The sequence below is a fragment of the Sphingomonas sp. HT-1 genome (assembly GCF_048568905.1).
Lineage (GTDB): Bacteria > Pseudomonadota > Alphaproteobacteria > Sphingomonadales > Sphingomonadaceae > Sphingomonas.
Genome location: NZ_CP183770.1, coordinates 424,744 through 441,166, shown reverse-complemented (window position 1 = coordinate 441,166; position 16,423 = coordinate 424,744). Strand labels below are relative to the sequence as shown.

The window sequence follows — 16,423 nt, the reverse complement described above, 5'->3', positions numbered from 1 at the left end:
GCGTCAGTCTGTTTCGAGGTCCCAGCGCCCGGCTACATCGCTTAACGCTCGCTCGACAAAGTCCTCCATGCCCTCTGGGCATTCAACGACGACGTCCCAATTATGCTCGAATGGCCAGTCTTCATCCATTTCCACCGGCGTCGGCAGGTGGAATTCGATGCTCTGGTCCTCACTGTCGGCAGACATAAGGGCTGCCACCCTATCCAATTCCAATTGGATTTCCTCGGCAGTGTGCGTCGACCTGGCCATGGAGAGATCCCGTCTTAGGAGGGCACGTCGTATTAGAACACCTCGGAGCGCAGCATGATCCTCACCACACTGGCAGGACGGCAGAACTTCACCCGCATCCACGACGGTCACCGGCCGCTCTGGTGCGCGGAGGGGGCCCAAAGACGCATCACCGGCTCCAAGTGCCTGAACGCCGAACTCGCTAGTTCTAGCGGCCATGGCCGTTCCAGCTACGTTTTTGAAGACCCGCAGGAGTCAGCGGAGGAGGTTGTGCCGTGGGGATCCTACCGCACCCAAGTCAGGTTCCACCTAGCCGCGACGTCTTCGATTGCTCGGTATGCGAGGTGCTCCAAGCCGGTCGGTGTATCAACGCAGACGTCCCAATTATGCTCGAATGGCCAGCGTGGCCCGGCGAGGAACGGCCGCCGGAATTTCACCTGCTCTCCGTCTTCAGGCGTGCTGATAGAGGCAGCGACCCGCTTTAGCTCGTTCTGGATCTCGGCTGCTGTGTGCTGCGATCTCGACAAAGCACGTACTCCGGCATTCGGTGATGTGGTGCCCATACTAATTGATGTAAAATCATGATGCTGCTCGGAGTACTACTAGGTTCGCTCGCTCTGGAGCAGCCGTTCACCTGCACCGTCACCCGCGTCCACGACGGCGATGGTCCCCTTTGGTGCGCCGAGGGGCCGAAGGTCCGCATCGCTGGTGTCCAGGCGCCGGACTTCGCATCGGCCACGCCCTGCCGCCAGGGCCGCGCCGAGTACGTCTGCAGCGACGTGCGGGCCCGGGCGAGCCAGCGCACCGTCTCGGCGCTAGTGCTGCGCCGCCGGCTCACCTGCCAGGCTCTCGAGCCAAGCTACAACCGCATCGTCGCTCGCTGCCGCTTACCGGACGGCCGCGACCTCGCCTGCGCGATTACCGCTTCCGGTGCCGCCACTCGGTGGGATCGGTACTGGCGCCGCTACCACTTGGACCCCTGCCCCGCTCCCCGCGGTGGGCGGGCACCACAACCCTGAACGGAGAAGCCGACCATGGGCGCCGCTGAGAAGCTCGACGGCACAATCCCCTTCTGGCCCGCCGCGATGACGCGAGCGATGGCGCTCGCCTATACCAGTGTCTCCGAGACGCAGATGCGGCAATGGGAGCGTGAAGGTACAGTTCGCTTCCGAGCGCGCGGGCCGAACGGCTCGATGATCACCGAGCGTGCGCAGCTGGACGACGCGATCCGGAAGCTATTCGGCGACGTGGCCGAAGACATGGACTTCGGCGATGGCGACTGAACGCCTCCCCCATTATGTCAACGTGCGGAGACTTGCCAGCGGGCAGAAGGCGTACTTCTGGTGTCGCCCCGCCTGGGCGGATCCGAAGCTCGCCTCCTCCCCCGATGAGAAAGTTAGACGAAAGGCGCTTCGCCACGGCAAGACCTGCCCAGTTGAGAGCACGCCGCTCGGCACCGACGTCGCCGAGGTGATCGTTCGCGCCCGCGTGCTGAACGAAGCGTTCAAGGCTTGGCGGCTCGGCGACAAGGCGGAGGTGCCGCACGGCACGATCACATGGCTGTTCGACTGGTATCGGCAGCAGGATCGCTTCACCGAAAAGCGCCACCAGACGCGCGTCGGCTACGAGCGCGCTATGCGGTACGTCGAGGAAATGTCGATGAAGACCGGCACTTTTGGCCAGCGCCAGGCGGGCGCGGTCGACGGGCCCGCTGCGGACAAGCTGTACCAGCGCGCGATCGCCAAACACGGTGAGCGACAGGGCTCCTACATGATGCAGGTCTGCCGGCTGGTGTGGAGCTCAGCGTGCCGGCCGGGCTACTCCAAGCACACCGGTGTGAAGGTGAACCCCTTCAAGGGCATGGGCATCAAAACAAGCGTCGGGCCCGGCAAGGGCAACCGTGCAGCGACCCGGGCCGAATACGACCTCTATCGCGAGACGGCGCGCGCCATGGGCCGCCAGTCAATGGCGACAGCCGCGGCGCTCTGCTTCGAGACCTGCCAGCGGGTGACGGACGTGTTTGGGTTCGAGGATCCGGACAAGAAGGTCGTGCGAGGCTTCTATTGGGACGATTATCGCCCGGGCGAGCAGATCGCCGTCATCCAGTCTAAGACGGGCAAGCCGATCACCCTGCCGCTTGTCGACGGGGAAGGTGAGGATGCGGTGCAGCTATACCCGGAGCTGGAAGCAGAGCTTGCGCGCACGCCGCGCACTGAGGGAGCCGAGCACGAGATGATCGTGCGGGATGAGCGTACCGGGAAGGCGTACGGCATCGACTACATGCAGAAGCTACACAAGCGAATCCGTATCAAGGCCGGGCTGCCGAAGGACCTGCGGTTCACCAGCTTCCGACATGGTGGGCTGACCGAGATCGGCGACTCCGGTGAGGTAGATATCCGAGCGGTATCTGGACACTCGGAGATCAAAACAACGAAGATCTACGACAAAGCCAACCGCGAGAAAGCGCGACGGATCGGAAGAGCCCGGCGAGAACATATTGCGAGGATCACAGGCGATGCGTCTCTTGTCGAGGTAAGCGCCCGTATCTGATCCATTTCCTTCGGGTGCAGAATGGTTCTGCTAGGCGGCTCGCATGTGCGCTTGCTCTACGAAGGCTGCGTTGGCGTTCTGCTCCAGAACTTCGAGTAGCGCCGCGACGAAACGCCTCGCCTCCTCGCTCTTAAGCGAATAGAACACCTTCTGGCCCTCCCTCCTGGTGGAGACCATGCCAGAGGTTCTGAGTATCGCGAGTTGCTGCGATACGGCGGTCGTTCTTGAACGGATTGCCATCGCGAGTTCATTCACCGACTTCTCGCCATCGAGGAGTTCACAGATCAACATGCAGCGCGTGCGGCCAGCAAGAATCTTGAGGAACGCCGACGCGCGCTCCGTGAAGTTGTGAAAGTCGTCGCTCATGCTGTGCAGCGTATGTGAGACATGCAAAACATGGAAGGCTTTGAACGTATTAAGATTTCCGGGCGCCATATTGCTACGGCGTAGCAATATGCCCGAAGCCGCTCGAGAGGAGAGAGGAAAGGCGGGCGCTTGAGCGATCGGTTGCCCGGAGACGTCGCGTAACGTTCGATATCGCGTTCCGCCACCAGCGGGCTCTCGATCCCCAGCGCTCTCACCTCCATCGGGACGATGCTTCACGCGCTCACCAAAGCGATGAACGATTGCCGCGATGCTGGCGGTAGCCGCCATGGCGGAAATGGTGGGAAGCGGAAATGACCGCTTTTGGAGAACGAGACCGGCATAGCTGCCGTTGAGCGAGCCCCGGCGTGGGGCAGCTCACGACCAGCTCAAGACATTCAGCGTCGTTGATGTGAGCGGCGGCTCTTGCTGAAACCCGCCATTCATTTCTCGCAAATCAGCCGGTCGGCTTTGCGCCCACTGGCTGTCATTCAGCGAGCTGACCACTCTTCCCATAAGCGGACGCAAACGGACGACGGCTGATGGCGACACGACAATTCAGCCTGCCCTTTGCCCCCTGATGGCCCGGTTCGGTATGCCGTCGAGTTCGATGGATAGCTCCTCCTCGCGGAGAGCTTTAGAGAAAAGATATCCCTGTAGTTCGTTGCAGCCTATCGTTCGGAGCAGGGAGCCCTGCTCCATAGTCTCGACGCCCTCGGCTGTGACGGACAGGTTCATCGCGTGACCCAGGGCGATGACCGCTTGGACGATTGCAATCGCCTCCTGGTCCCGTCCTATCCGCTTGACGAAACTCTTGTCGATCTTGAGACGGTCTACCTTGAATCGTTTGAGGTAGCTCAGGCTGGAATAGCCAGTGCCGAAATCATCCAGGGCGATCCGGAAGCCTGCGCCGCGCAGGTCATGGAGCGCGGCGCGTACTTCTTCGGCATCATCAATCAGGATCCCCTCGGTCACCTCGAGCTCGATCTGCCGTGGATCCACGCCGCAGGTCTGCACGGTGGATCGCACGGTTGCGGCGAAGCCTTCCGCCTTGAACTGGACGGGAGACACGTTGACCGCCATCGTGAGGCCGGGCCATTGTTTGGAGACGCGGCATGCTTCCGCCAGCACCCAGCCGCCCAGCGCGTGAATCAGGCCCGCTTCCTCCGCGATCGGGATGAAGAGATCGGGCGTTAGCAGACCCTTTGCCGGGTGATCCCAACGGACAAGCGCCTCCAGCCCGACCACCGTCGCGCCGTTTGCATCCATTTTCGGCTGATAGGCGACGAACAGCTGCTGCCGGGCGCCGAGCGCCTTTCGCAAATCCTCTTCAAGCTCGCGCCGATTGGCGAGGCTCTCGTCCATCTCCGCGGTGAAGAAGCGATAGCCGTCGCGGCCGCTGGCCTTGACGCTGTACATCGCAATGTCGGCCTTGCGCAGCAGCTCGGTGCGATCGGAGCTGCGCGGAGTTCCCGTGGCGATGCCGATGCTGCCCCCGATCTGCACTTCCGATCCGAGAATCGGGAAGGGCTTGCGCAGCTCGGCGAGGCAGGCTTCGGCAAGCGTGCCGAGCGATTCCGCCTCGAGATCCTCGGTCAGGCAGATGGCGAACTCGTCGCCGCCCAGCCGCGCCAGCAGCCCGCCGTTGGGCAGCCGGGCCGAGAGGCGGCCTGCCACGCTCTGGATGAGTTGGTCCCCGGCAAGATGGCCCAGCGTGTCGTTGACGTGCTTGAACTTGTCCAGGTCGATGAGCAGCACGCCGAGCGCCTGCTGGGCGACATTTCCGGCGGCACCATCGACAACGCGATTGAATGCAGCCCGGTTCGGCAGGGCGGTAAGCACGTCGTGGTTGGCGAGATACTGGGCGCGCGCTTCCTTCGCCTGAAGCTCGAGCCGAGCGGCTTCCAGCGCACCGATCGAACGGGCATCCCTGAACATCAATCGCCCGACGACGAAGACGAGTGCCGCCAACAACGCGATCAGCGCAGCTGCCGCCGCGCCGCCCCGCTTGGCTATCGACCGCAGGATGTCGCGGCCGGGCATGTCCGGCCGCCAGCCGAGATGACCGACCAGCATGCCTTGCGACGACCGCAGGGGCACGCTGTACATGCCCGTCTTCGTCGACGCCGGTGCGGACACTATCTGCGCGTCGCGGATACCCCGGATGCGGCTCAGGTCGCCCATCAGCTTGCCGTCCAGGAAGCGGATGCTGATCAGCATGGGCTGCCGCCCTGGAGGGCCGGTCACGAGCTTGGAATCGGGGATCATCCGCATCACGCTGGCCGCGGCCGCACGCCCGGACACCTGTACGAGGTCGGTCGCGTGGAACGCGGCTGGGGAGGTGCGCACCGTGCTGTTCTGCGCCAGTTTTTGGCCAGGCAAGCGCTCGTGGGTGTTGGGTGCCCGGCGGAGCGAGCCTCTAGCCGCCTGGATCAGCGGGAGCAGCGCCGGTCGGACGCGCGCGAATATCGCCGGGGTGGCGCGCTCACCGCCTCGCATGGCGTACACCGGCCGGTCCTGGCCGTCGATGATGATGTCGAGCTCATGATTGAACACGTAGTTCAGCCAAACACCCACGTTTTTGTCGAGCCACTCTGCGTCAGGCTTGGCCTTCTGCACCTCCGCATAGGCAGGGTCCCAGATGGCGACGCCCGCCTGGCTCTGCGCGACGTCGTCGAGCACCGCGCCCAAGGCCAGATGCACGTCGTTCGCCTGTCGTCCGCGGATTGACTCATCGACCTCAGTGGCCGTCGCCCACAGGCTCCAGGTTCCGAACAGGACCAGCGCGGCCGCGAGGCAGAGCGCAGGCGCCGCCACGAAGGCAGTGAACCGCAGAGCAGGGCTGAGAGGGGGAAGGTGAGAACGATGGGACATGCATCTGCGCAACTAAAGAAGGGTCCGATGCAAGGTATTCAGGCTTCAATATTCAGAACAATTGCAGCCTGCACCGCTTGCGCCTCAGGGTAGGGCGCAATCGTTGTTTTTCGGTGAACTGCCACCATGCAGGTGTACCGCGTAGCGATTGTCGTGCCAGGATCCTCCCTCCTTAGAGGTTGCCTAATTAGGGAACGGGCCGGCCAGCACCGCCACGGCGACCTGTGAAGGGGGAGCGGCAAAAGGGCGGAGAGCACGGCCTCATCGGCAGCTGAGCGCCCAGTTCCAGCCGTTCAGCCGGCTCACCGAGTCCCCCGAAAGCCGGCGCAGACGGAATGGTGGCAAGGGGTGGCTGCTGGCTACACGGAGTGGCAGGAGCCGACCAACTTACGCCGTTCAGACGCGGTGGCAGGAACGTCCGCTCACACCGGAACCGGTCATTCGCAAGGAATCGATACGGTCTGGAATCGGGTCGAAGAAAGAAATCCACATTAGTTAAGACATCGTCATTGCGCGAGCGCCGGGACCGGTTGGCCGTCCTGGAACATGGGACCTTGCCGCATAATCGTCTGTTTGGCGCCACGTACTGTTGTGGTCTTCACGATGGCCGGGGGCGCACGAGGAGCTTTCGCCGGGGGATGAGAATGTTCGCGGGAAGAGATGTCGATCGGAGCTTCGATAGCGTTAGCCCCGCCCCAGCCCGCCGGCACCTGCAGTAACGAAGCTGTCGGCTGAACTGCCTGGATTTCAGGGGCCTAGCAGGCGTTAGCCAGAGTACGTAATCTCCCTCGGTTGCACGGAGCAGGGCGCGCCGTTGGCCGGGACCATCTATAATGAGGGCGTTCTACCGCGCTGCGCGGGTTGCGGCGATGACACCAGAGTGCGTGCTCCATGATCGATCTTGTGAACACAACCATTTCGAAGCGCTTGCGGCTGATTGCGACGCTGCCAACTGCTGCGGCGCTGTTGTTCGCGGGAAACATGCTGTTCCACCAGGCCGCGGCGCGCAGCGAAGCGGCCCAGGTGGCAGCCGGAACCGCGCTTTCGGTGCAGTTGGGCGACTTGGTACACGAACTACAACGCGAGCGGGGTTTTTCCGCGGGCTTCACAAGCAGCAAGGGGGGCAAGTTCGCCGACGAGCTACTGCGCCAGCGCGAGCAAACCGATCGCCAGGTTGAAAAGCTCAGGGGCATCGGAGCTACGGGCTCGCTGCACGAGGTTTCACAGGGGCTGGAGGAGCTCGGCCGGATTCGTGCTGCCATCGAGCAGCGCTCGCTAACGGTTCCGGTGCTTGCGGCGCGGTACACGAAGATGGTGAATACCTCGCTCCATGCGATCCAGCGACTTGCTACCTCCAACACGTCGAAGTCACAGGCGAAGGCGCAGGCCGCCTATATCTACATCATCCAGGGAAAAGAGGCCGCAGGGCTGGAACGTGCGATGGGCGCCACCGGCTTCGGTGCCGGTCGCTTCGATCCGGCGACGTTTCGATCATTCGTGGGCGTCATTGCGCTGCAGGACGGGGCATTTGCAAATTTCGGGCAGGCTGCGACAGACGCGCAGCGTGGCGCGCTCGATCGGTTATTGGCGGATCCCAGTGCGCGCATCGTGCAGCAGTATCGTGATGCCGCGTTCGCGGCCGGCGCGTCGGGCGCGTCGCTCGATCAGGATGCTGCGATGTGGTGGAAGGCGGCGACCACCCGCATCGAAGCCCTGAAAACGCTACAGGACTCGGTCGCGGCAGGCATGATCGCGGACGCTAACGCGCAGAAGACGCGCGCTGACCTTCTGCTGGCCGGCGCGGCGCTGCTTCTCCTCGCCATCGGCACGGCCCTGATCTTGCTGGTGCGGCGTATCACCCAGAGCATCATCGCCCCCCTGTCGCAGATCCGTTCCGCGACGGATGCAATTGGCCGCGGGGAACTGCGCGGCGATATCGCACTGCCCGGCGGCACCAACGAGCTCAGCGAGTTGGGCAAGAGCGTGGCCGTCCTGCGAACCCAGCTTCGGGAGGCGGAGGATGCCAAGGAGGCGCAGACCACGCTGATCGTCCAGAGCGTCGGCACCGGCCTTGCCGCCCTTGCGCGCGGTGATCTCGTCCACCGCGTGACTACCGAATTGAACGGCCCCTTCGCCATCCTGAAGACCAACTTCAACGCTGCGAGCGAAAGCCTCTGTTCGTTGATCGGCAACACCCTGCGGAGTGCCGAAGCGATTCGGGCCGGCTCCAAAGAGATTTCGCACGCCGCAGCGGATCTGGCGCGCCGTACTGAAAGCAATGCGGCTACGCTGGAGGAGACCTCCGCCTCGCTGGTGGAGGTTGATGCGCGGGTGCGTGCGACCGCCGCTTCTTCCGCCGAGACGATGCGCCGGGCCGACGATGCGATCACCACAATGCAGCATGGCCGCTCGATCACCAGCCAAGCGGTCGATTCCATGGGCACAGTGGCCATGAGTGCTCGGGACATCGACTCGGTGATCGAGGGGCTGGACAAGATCGCCTTTCAGACGCGCGTGCTCGCCATGAACGCCGCCGTCGAAGCCGGTCGCGCCGGCGAGGCGGGGCGGGGTTTCGCGGTCGTGGCGGATCTCGTTTCCGCCCTTGCAATGCGCGCGGAGGAAGAGGCCAAGCGAGCCCGCGAACAGCTGACGGTTACGCAGGCGGGGATCGCCACCGCCGTGGACGCCGTACGACGGGTCGATGGCGCGCTGGACGCCATCGCGGAAGGCGTCGCGACGGTCCACCAGCTGATCGGTACAATGAGCGACCACAACAATGCACAGTCGGGTTCCCTAAGCCAGATCACCAGTGCGGTTGCGGATGTCGATCGCGCGACGCAGCAGAACGCCGCCATGGTGGAACAGACGTCGGCCGCTGCGGCGAGCCTTGCCGAGGAGGTGGAAATCCTGGCCAGCCAGGCGAAGCGCTTCCAGGTGGATTCTGCCAACTCGCGATCGCCCGCAGCGGAGCGATCGCCACGCACGCGACCCCGTCATCAGAGGGATGCAGTACCGGCATAGATGCGTGCCGGGCCGCCCCCCTTTGCCTGGGGCCTCTACACTGCACGGTTGCAACTTGAGCGCAGGATGGACGCTGAATCCGCAGTCGAGCCCTGCTGGTACACCCCCTTGTTCCGGAAGGGCTGTCATCAAGGCTGGCGACACACGCACACCGGAACATCTTTGCCCCGTCGATAGGGCGTCTAGTCTTCAACTTCGAACGGACGCGGATCTCTTGCTACGAAGCGACGCCGGCCGGCGTCGCTCCTTTCAGCTATGTGGGTACGGCCCGCGGAAAATAGTAGATGCTGCCGCGGCTGATGTCGAGCCGCTGCGCCTGAGCGGCCAGCGGCAGCGTATCACCGCTGACAGCTCGGCAATTCACGTATCCCCGCTGTTCAAACGCCCCGAACAACCTCTGTCCCAGATTACGGTTTTCTAACCCCGAGGGCGCAGGTAGAGCGTGCCCCCCTCGGCTTCGGCCTGCCGTACCCATTGATCGGACACGCTTTCCATGTCTCAGATAGAATCGCATTCTGTTCGTTCCGACGACGCGCCTTCCGGCGCAGCGGCCCGGTCGAACGCGAGCGCGGAGGACGCAGTTTACCGTACGCTCCTCGAATCCACGCGTGCCATCCCGTGGAAGATCGACTGGGCGACCATGCGTTTCGAATATATCGGCCCCCAGATTGCGACGCTGCTCGGCTGGCCGCAAGACAGCTGGGTCTCGGTGGAGGACTGGGCGTCCCGCATTCACCCGGACGACCGGGAGCATGTCGTCAACTATTGTGTCGCTCAATCCATTGCGGGGGTGGATCATGAGGCAGATTATCGTGCGCTCACGCAAGATAGGGGGTTCGTCTGGATCCGCGACGTCGTCCACGTCGTTCGCAACGCCCAGGGAGATGTGGAGAGCCTGATCGGCTTCATGTTCGACATCAGCGAACGCAAGCGGATCGAGCAGGAATTAGCGAAGATGCAACGGAAGCTGGAAGCCCTATCTTTCGAGGACGGACTGACCCGGATCGCGAACCGTCGGCGGTTCGACGAACGGCTCGAAGCCTGCTGGGAGGAGGCGCGTCGCACGCGCCGCCCGCTGTCGATGATCTTGCTCGACATCGATCATTTCAAGGGGTTCAACGATCTATACGGCCATCTCCGTGGCGACGAGTGCCTCGTGTCGGTCGCCGCCGCGCTGAAGAAAGTCGGACGCGAACAGGATGTCGTCGCGCGGTTCGGTGGCGAGGAGTTTGTCCTGCTTCTACCCCAGACGGACGAAGCCGCTGCGCTGGATTTCGCGCGGCGTTGCTGCCATGCCATCGAGGCACTCGCAATTCCCAACGCAGCGTCGGACTGCAGCCCGTTCGTCACCGCGAGCCTGGGCGTCAGCACCGTGGTCCCGTGCGATGGCCAGCATGTCCGCGACTTCTGCGAGGGCGTTGATCGGCTGCTGTATGGCGCCAAAAAGAACGGGCGGAATCAACTGCTTTCGGCTTGACGCGTGCACTACGCGCGGCGCGTTATGGGCAACCCCGGCATCCCCGCACCGTCTGCAGCCGTCGAGGGTCATATCCGAAGCGGCGTGGCCGACGCTGATGCGACTCGCTGGCGAACTCGACGAGCTTCTTTACGATCGATGTTGAGATCGCTCGACATGATGCGGAGGCTTAGGCAGCACGCCAACGGATGACAATCCTACATCAACCGGATCGGGCGCTGGTGGCATGTTCAGGCGACTACCTCCCGCAACGGATGTGCCCGGGGGAGAGCGAAGCAGAAGACAGCCCCGCCCTCGACGCGGTTCTCCGCCCAAAGTCGCCCACCATGCGCTTCGACGATGGTGCGGCAGATTGGCAGCCCCAAGCCGGTGCCGGTTGTCTTCGTCGTCCGAAACGGCTCGAACAGGTTGCTGAGCATCGCCTCATCAAGGCCTTCACCGTTATCTGCAATTTCCACCAAGACCTCCTCCTCGGAGACCCTGGTCACCATCCGCAGCCAAGGCTCCGACCGATGTTGCGTCGCCTCCAATGCGTTACGCGCCAAATTTGTCACGACCTGCTCAAGCTGAAGCGGATCTCCCAATATGGTCGCAGGCTGGGTGTCGAAGTCACAGTCTAAGGTCGCACCCTTGAAGAGGTTGAAATGCTGGATAGAGGCTCGCGCACTTTCGATGATGGCCGAGAAGCTGATCAACTGGGTTTCAATTTCTCCGGTCTGTGCGAATGCGCGAATGCGCCGGATGATTCCGCCTGCGCGCTGCGCCTGCACGTTGGCCTGGTCCAATGCATCCAATTCGGCGGGGTCGGTGTCGGTGCGTGCCTTCGCGATGTACTTGCACGTCGCGATATAGTTGGTCAGCGCCGCGAGCGGCTGATTCAGTTCGTGCGCGAGGGTGGAAGCGACCGCCCCCATGGCGCTCAACCGCGCAACGCCGAGCAATCGCTCATTGGCCTCTCGGAGCCGCGCCGCTGCTTCGAAATCGCGGGTCACGTCCATCACGAGGCCGAGCAGCCGGGGCTTGTCGGGTTGCAAGTCGCAACTTCCGTACATTCGAAGCCACCGCTTCCGCTCGTTTGCCGGCAAGACGCTGATTGTGCAGTCTATCACCCCGCCGGCTATCGCTGCCTTTGACACCGCCGTCGTCAGCAACTCAAACTGATCCTCCGCGATGATTTCTTTCAGGCTTTCGAACGGCAGGGCGTCCTCCCGCGGTTCCTGCCCGAACAGGCAGGCACTTTCCGCAGAGTGGTGCAGCCGCATTTGCGGCAGGTCGATCTCCCATACCCCTGTGCCACTGGCCTCCAGCGCGAGACGGAGTCGTCTTTCGCTTTCGGCGAGCGCGTTGCGAGCTTCCACCCGTTCGGTGATGTCGTTGGAAACGGCGATCAGATGGTCGGGGGTGCCGTCGGGCCGCCGAACGATATTGGTTGCCACGTCCAAGATGCGGCAATTGCCCTGACGGGTGAGGATAGCACGCTCCTCGGAAACATCACAATTTCCTCCGAGCGCTCCGGCTGAAGGAAGATTTGTGCCATAGGGAGGCGCATTGGGTTCGAGGAGCCGATAGTCGGCACCCACGATCTCTTCCCTGGCATAGCCGCAAATTTCCAGGCCACGCGCATTCATCTCCAGGTATGTGCCATCAAGCGATAGAAGCGCCACTCCAACACCATGTTGGTCGAAGACGGCGCGATATCGCTGCTCAGCGATCTTTCGATGCGCGTCCAATCTCCGTTTGTCTGCGAAGGCTGCCAGCAACAGTGTGGACGCGCTGACGACCGCGACAAATCCTTGGGCCAGCAGTGTCCGGGAGTGCGGGGGCGCAAGGGCGAATGGTCCTAGGCCCAGGCTGGTGCCGCACAGAACGATAAGCGTCACGATTGCAGTAGCGGTCACCGCGCCGCGGAGGTGATAGACAAGGGCTACGCAGATAAGAGGCGGGTATACCAGCCAAGCGATCGGATCCGTGTCGTTGCGCAGGAATGTCCATGAAGCCACCGCCGTGGTGATCGCGAGCAGGGAGGCAAGGCCGAGCCAATCCGCAATATGCCATCTCTGCATCGGAGTGGCTGCCCACACGAGTACCAGAGGCGTTGCTATCATCATGCCCAGGCCAAAACGTATCCAGCGGCCAACAATCTCCGTCGGCAACTCCACCGGTCTCATCAGCGCTATGCCGACGCCGCTGATCGCCGCGGCTACAAGGGACCCTATTGCAACCGCGCCGAGAACCCGGAGCAGCGCTTGCGGTTCAAGCAGGTCGCTCGACTCCACGCTCGTCCGTCCGATGACCCACGCAGTGCAAATGCCCCCGATCGTCAGGGCGGCGGTTGTCGCAACCGGCTCCACGCCGACGTGAAACGAGTTCAATAGAAGGAAGGCGCAGAATATTCCCATTGAAACTGCCGGCCACCTTCTGATCCCTCCTGATGTCAGTCCGGCGACGGCGATGCCGATCGATAACGAGATCGGAACCGTTACCTCAAAGACGCGGAACCAAAGCAGCCAGAACGTACTGGCGGCGAGGCAGCCTGCGAAAAGCACAGCATCATAATGGTAACGATGTATAATCTTCAGCAGATTTGGCATGGATGCCTCGCACCGCCGATCTGCGGCGTTATTTTAGAATTATGTCATTATCGAAGATCGCGCAAGAAACGTACTTCTCGACGAGAAGGGTGCTGATTGGTGGGTCGCGTCCCTCAACGAGGGTGTGATTGGGTGTGGCATCGGTGACGTGCTTCCCTGAACTCCTCCAGTTTGCGCTACGGCCCTCAATTGAGTCAGCTGCTGCCCGGTCTCGGAGCACCTGTGCTCACATCGCCACGCATCAGGACCTGCGCCTTGCCATTCGGCTCCCGCCGGATCGGAGCGAACCGCTTCAGCTCCCCGCTCGGAGAACCGGTGACTATCGGGGCTCCCAGCCTCGGTGAGAGGCACTTGCTATTGATGTGATGCCCAACCCTCAGGGTCGAGGAGTTCCCGATTGTGCCGTGCGGCTCGATAAAACCGACAACGGCTTCTGGAGGCGTGATGGAGGCGGCTTAACGGCAGGGCGCGTTCTGCATCTACCGGCTCATTACGCCGTGATCACCGGTGTGACGCGCACGGTGCGGCCGGAGCAGGCCGCCGTGCCCCCGCAGCACGTCCGCCAGCGTGTGGCGGCGAATCACGTCCATGAACGCGCGTCGCGCCTCGTCCAACACCCCGGGCAGATTGCAGCCGCGGGCCAGCCGGCAGCCGGTGCAATCAACCATCGGGCAGCGTGGTTCGGTGGCGTCAAGCACCGCGCCTAGATTGATTTCGGCCGGATCGCGCGCCAGCCGGATTCCACCGCTGCGCCCGCGCACCGCCTGGATGAAGCCGGCATGCGCGAGACCGTTGGCGATCTTCATCAGATGGGTGGCGGAGATGTCCTGCTCTTCCGCCACGGAGGCGATGGAGACGCGCCCCAGCCCGGTGCTGCCCAGATGAATGAGCAGACGGAGCGCATAATCGGAGTGACGGGTCAGTTGCATGCCGGGGCCTTCTTACCTGGCCAAGCATGCAGATGCAGTGGGGAAAGCACGTAGTTTTGACATTCGTCAAAGTGGCGGGAGTGCCGGTCGAATAACTGGAATTCGAAATTCAGCTTTACTTGGAGACCGGCAATGTACTGCGTCCAGTGCGAACAATCGAACAAGGGCGGCTGCGCTGCGAAGATGGGATCTTGCGGCAAGACGGCGCAGGTCGCCGATCTGCAGGACGTGTTGTTGCGCGTGATGCAGGGCGTCTCGGTCTATGCCGATCGCGCGGCCGCGAGGGGCGCGCGCGATGCAGCGGTGGACGCCTTCACGCCGCACGCCTGGTTCACCACGTTGACCAACGTCAACTTCGACGACACGCGCTTCGTGCCGTTGATCGGGCGCGCACTTTCGATGCGGGAGCGGGCGCGGCTGCTCGCGGAGGCGGCCGGCGCGGACCTCTCGGCGCTTGCCGAACCTGCCAGCTGGAATCCCGGCACCACCGCGTCCGAACTGGCGGCGGCCGCGCCGTTCGCCGCGATCCAGCGCTTCATGGATCGTGATGGGCCCAGCATCGTCGGGCTTCGTAACCTGATCCTGTACGGGCTGAAGGGCACCGCGGCGTACGGCGAGCATGCCCGCGTGCTCGGAGTCGAAGATGGGGCGGTCAGCGCCGAGTTCCACCGCATCGCCGCCTTCCTCGCCGCCGATCCGACCGACGTGGACGCGCTGCTGGGCAACGCGCTGGCGATCGGCGCGCTCAACCTGAAGGTGATGGAGATGCTCGACGCTGCCAATACCGGCCGCTTCGGCCACCCGGAGCCGACGGCGGTGCGGATGACGCCGCGCGCGGGTAAGTGCCTGCTCGTCTCCGGCCACGACATGGGCGATCTGGAGGCGATCCTCCAGCAAAGCGAAGGCACGGGCGTGCTGGTGTACACGCATGGCGAATTGCTGCCGGCCAACGCCTATCCGGGCCTGAAGAAATATGCGCATCTCGCCGGCAATTACGGCGGGGCCTGGCAAGACCAGCAGAAGGATTTCGACGCCTTTCCGGGGGCGATCGTGATGACCTCCAACTGCCTGATTAACCCCAATCTGAAAGGCTATGCAGACCGCATCTTCACCGCCGGGCCGGTGGGCTGGAACGGGCTGCCACACCTGACCGATCACGATTTCGCGCCGGCCATCGCCTGCGCGCAGGCTCAACCTGGCTTCGCCGAGGACGCTGCCGAACAGACCATCACCATCGGCTTTGCCCGCAACACGGTGATGGGTGTGGCCGACACGCTCCTAGGCATGATCGGCAAGGGCGAGGTGAAGAACCTGTTCCTGATCGGCGGCTGCGACGGTGCGCGTCCTGGCCGCAACTATTTCCACGACCTTGCCATGGCGACGCCGCAGGACAGCCTGGTGCTGACGCTCGGCTGCGGCAAGTTCCGCTTCAACCGCGAGGAACTGGGCAGCATCAACGGTGTGCCGCGCGTGCTCGACATCGGCCAGTGCAACGATGCCTATTCGGCCATCCGCATCGCGACGGCGATGGCCGAGGCGCTGGGCGTCGGCGTGAACGACCTTCCGCTGCATTATGCGATCAGCTGGTTCGAGCAGAAGGCGACTGCGGTGCTGTTGACAATGCTGCACCTCGGACTGCGACGCATTCATCTAGGCCCGACGCTGCCGCAGTTCCTCACGCCCGAAGTGCTCGGAATCCTGGTCGAAAAATTCGACATCCGCCCGACCGGCGATGCCCATGTCGACCTGCAACAGATGCTGCAGGCCGCCTGACAGCGATCCCGCCCGGCAAGCCGTTACAAGGCGTGCCGGGCGGGCTTGTCTCATGCAGCGACACCGTATTCCAGGATAGACAGTCGATGCCGTTATGGTGGCGCGCGCCGGCTTCTCAGCTGTAGTCCGCCGTCACTCACACCCCAGACGTCGTCCAGGGGCCCCTGCCATCCTGCTGGAGGGCGCTACGGAGTCGCCGACTTGTCTGCGCCTAGCTGAAATAGGCGATCGCGCTAGCCAAAAAAAATCAACTGCCGGCGTCAGCTCGAGAGCGGCAACTTGCTATCGTCGGCGGCATGGCCGCCACGCCCGCAACAGCAACTTCCCCCAGATTGGCCGCAGCGTGTCCGCGAGCGGCCGCTTCTTCCGAAACCCGACATTCACGGTAATCCTCTGGAACGGCGGCGAAGTCCCACGATCCGGCGATCGCCTGCGGCGGTACCGACCCAAAATTGGCCGTTCATGGCAGCTTCGGTGAACGTCCGGTCCTGATAGAAGCTGCTGTTCGAGATTTGCGAAGCAGCCGGTTGCGCGAAAGCCCTGCTGGCCTTTCGGTCGAGGGAGTTACGTAGATTCCTTCAGTGCCCCTTTAACCGCTGTGTAGTGCCTCCTGTGCT

At 63.2% G+C, this 16,423-nt stretch carries 11 protein-coding genes; 6 read left to right on the top strand and 5 right to left on the bottom strand.

The window, feature by feature from the left end; all coding sequences use genetic code 11:
• Positions 1 to 3 precede the first annotated feature (3 nt).
• On the bottom strand, positions 4 to 249 hold the full coding sequence (locus tag ACNFJ7_RS02025; protein ID WP_019369317.1) for a hypothetical protein: 246 nt from the start codon (positions 247 to 249) through the stop codon (positions 4 to 6).
• A 560-nt stretch (positions 250 to 809) separates the two neighbouring features.
• On the opposite strand from ACNFJ7_RS02025, the gene ACNFJ7_RS02020 reads away from it, so the two are divergent.
• Genes ACNFJ7_RS02020 through ACNFJ7_RS02010 form a run of 3 tightly spaced genes read left to right on the top strand, consistent with a single transcriptional unit; the run spans position 810 to position 2,778 of the window.
• Positions 810 to 1,247 carry a thermonuclease family protein gene (locus ACNFJ7_RS02020; RefSeq protein WP_019369318.1) on the top strand — a complete coding sequence of 146 codons (438 nt, stop codon included), beginning with the start codon at positions 810 to 812 and terminating at the stop codon, positions 1,245 to 1,247.
• Between the two features lie 15 nt (positions 1,248 to 1,262).
• A complete protein-coding gene (locus ACNFJ7_RS02015) occupies positions 1,263 to 1,511 on the top strand; it encodes a hypothetical protein (RefSeq protein ID WP_019369319.1) in 249 nt (82 codons plus the stop codon).
• Positions 1,501 to 2,778, top strand: coding sequence for a tyrosine-type recombinase/integrase (locus ACNFJ7_RS02010; protein WP_082664475.1), 1,278 nt, complete (start codon positions 1,501 to 1,503; stop codon positions 2,776 to 2,778). The genes ACNFJ7_RS02015 and ACNFJ7_RS02010 overlap by 11 nt, the downstream gene beginning before the upstream one ends.
• 30 nt (positions 2,779 to 2,808) lie before the next feature.
• On the opposite strand, the gene ACNFJ7_RS02005 is transcribed toward ACNFJ7_RS02010, so the two are convergent.
• Complete coding sequence (locus ACNFJ7_RS02005; RefSeq protein WP_236704484.1) at positions 2,809 to 3,432, bottom strand: ArsR/SmtB family transcription factor; 624 nt, start codon at positions 3,430 to 3,432, stop codon at positions 2,809 to 2,811.
• 267 nt (positions 3,433 to 3,699) lie between these two features.
• Positions 3,700 to 6,015, bottom strand: a complete 2,316-nt coding sequence (locus ACNFJ7_RS02000; protein WP_082664474.1) for an EAL domain-containing protein — start codon at positions 6,013 to 6,015, stop codon at positions 3,700 to 3,702.
• An 891-nt stretch (positions 6,016 to 6,906) separates the two neighbouring features.
• Here ACNFJ7_RS02000 and ACNFJ7_RS01995 point away from each other — a divergent pair.
• Together ACNFJ7_RS01995 and ACNFJ7_RS01990 are read left to right on the top strand one after the other, a co-directional pair.
• Positions 6,907 to 9,036 carry a methyl-accepting chemotaxis protein gene (locus ACNFJ7_RS01995; RefSeq protein WP_019369323.1) on the top strand — a complete coding sequence of 710 codons (2,130 nt, stop codon included), beginning with the start codon at positions 6,907 to 6,909 and terminating at the stop codon, positions 9,034 to 9,036.
• A gap of 493 nt (positions 9,037 to 9,529) precedes the next feature.
• Entirely contained in the window at positions 9,530 to 10,513 is a 984-nt protein-coding gene (locus ACNFJ7_RS01990) for a GGDEF domain-containing protein (RefSeq protein ID WP_019369324.1), read from the top strand.
• A gap of 230 nt (positions 10,514 to 10,743) precedes the next feature.
• On the opposite strand, the gene ACNFJ7_RS01985 is transcribed toward ACNFJ7_RS01990, so the two are convergent.
• Positions 10,744 to 13,104 carry an ATP-binding protein gene (locus ACNFJ7_RS01985; RefSeq protein ID WP_050990155.1) on the bottom strand — a complete coding sequence of 787 codons (2,361 nt, stop codon included), beginning with the start codon at positions 13,102 to 13,104 and terminating at the stop codon, positions 10,744 to 10,746.
• A 479-nt stretch (positions 13,105 to 13,583) separates the two neighbouring features.
• The gene (locus ACNFJ7_RS01980) at positions 13,584 to 14,033 is read right to left on the bottom strand and encodes an RrF2 family transcriptional regulator (protein WP_019369326.1); all 450 of its coding nucleotides are present in this window, start codon (positions 14,031 to 14,033) and stop codon (positions 13,584 to 13,586) included.
• 132 nt (positions 14,034 to 14,165) lie between these two features.
• On the opposite strand from ACNFJ7_RS01980, the gene hcp reads away from it, so the two are divergent.
• Positions 14,166 to 15,806 (top strand): hydroxylamine reductase, encoded by a 1,641-nt coding sequence (gene hcp / locus ACNFJ7_RS01975; RefSeq protein ID WP_019369327.1) that lies wholly within the window; start codon positions 14,166 to 14,168, stop codon positions 15,804 to 15,806.
• Positions 15,807 to 16,423: the final 617 nt, after the last annotated feature.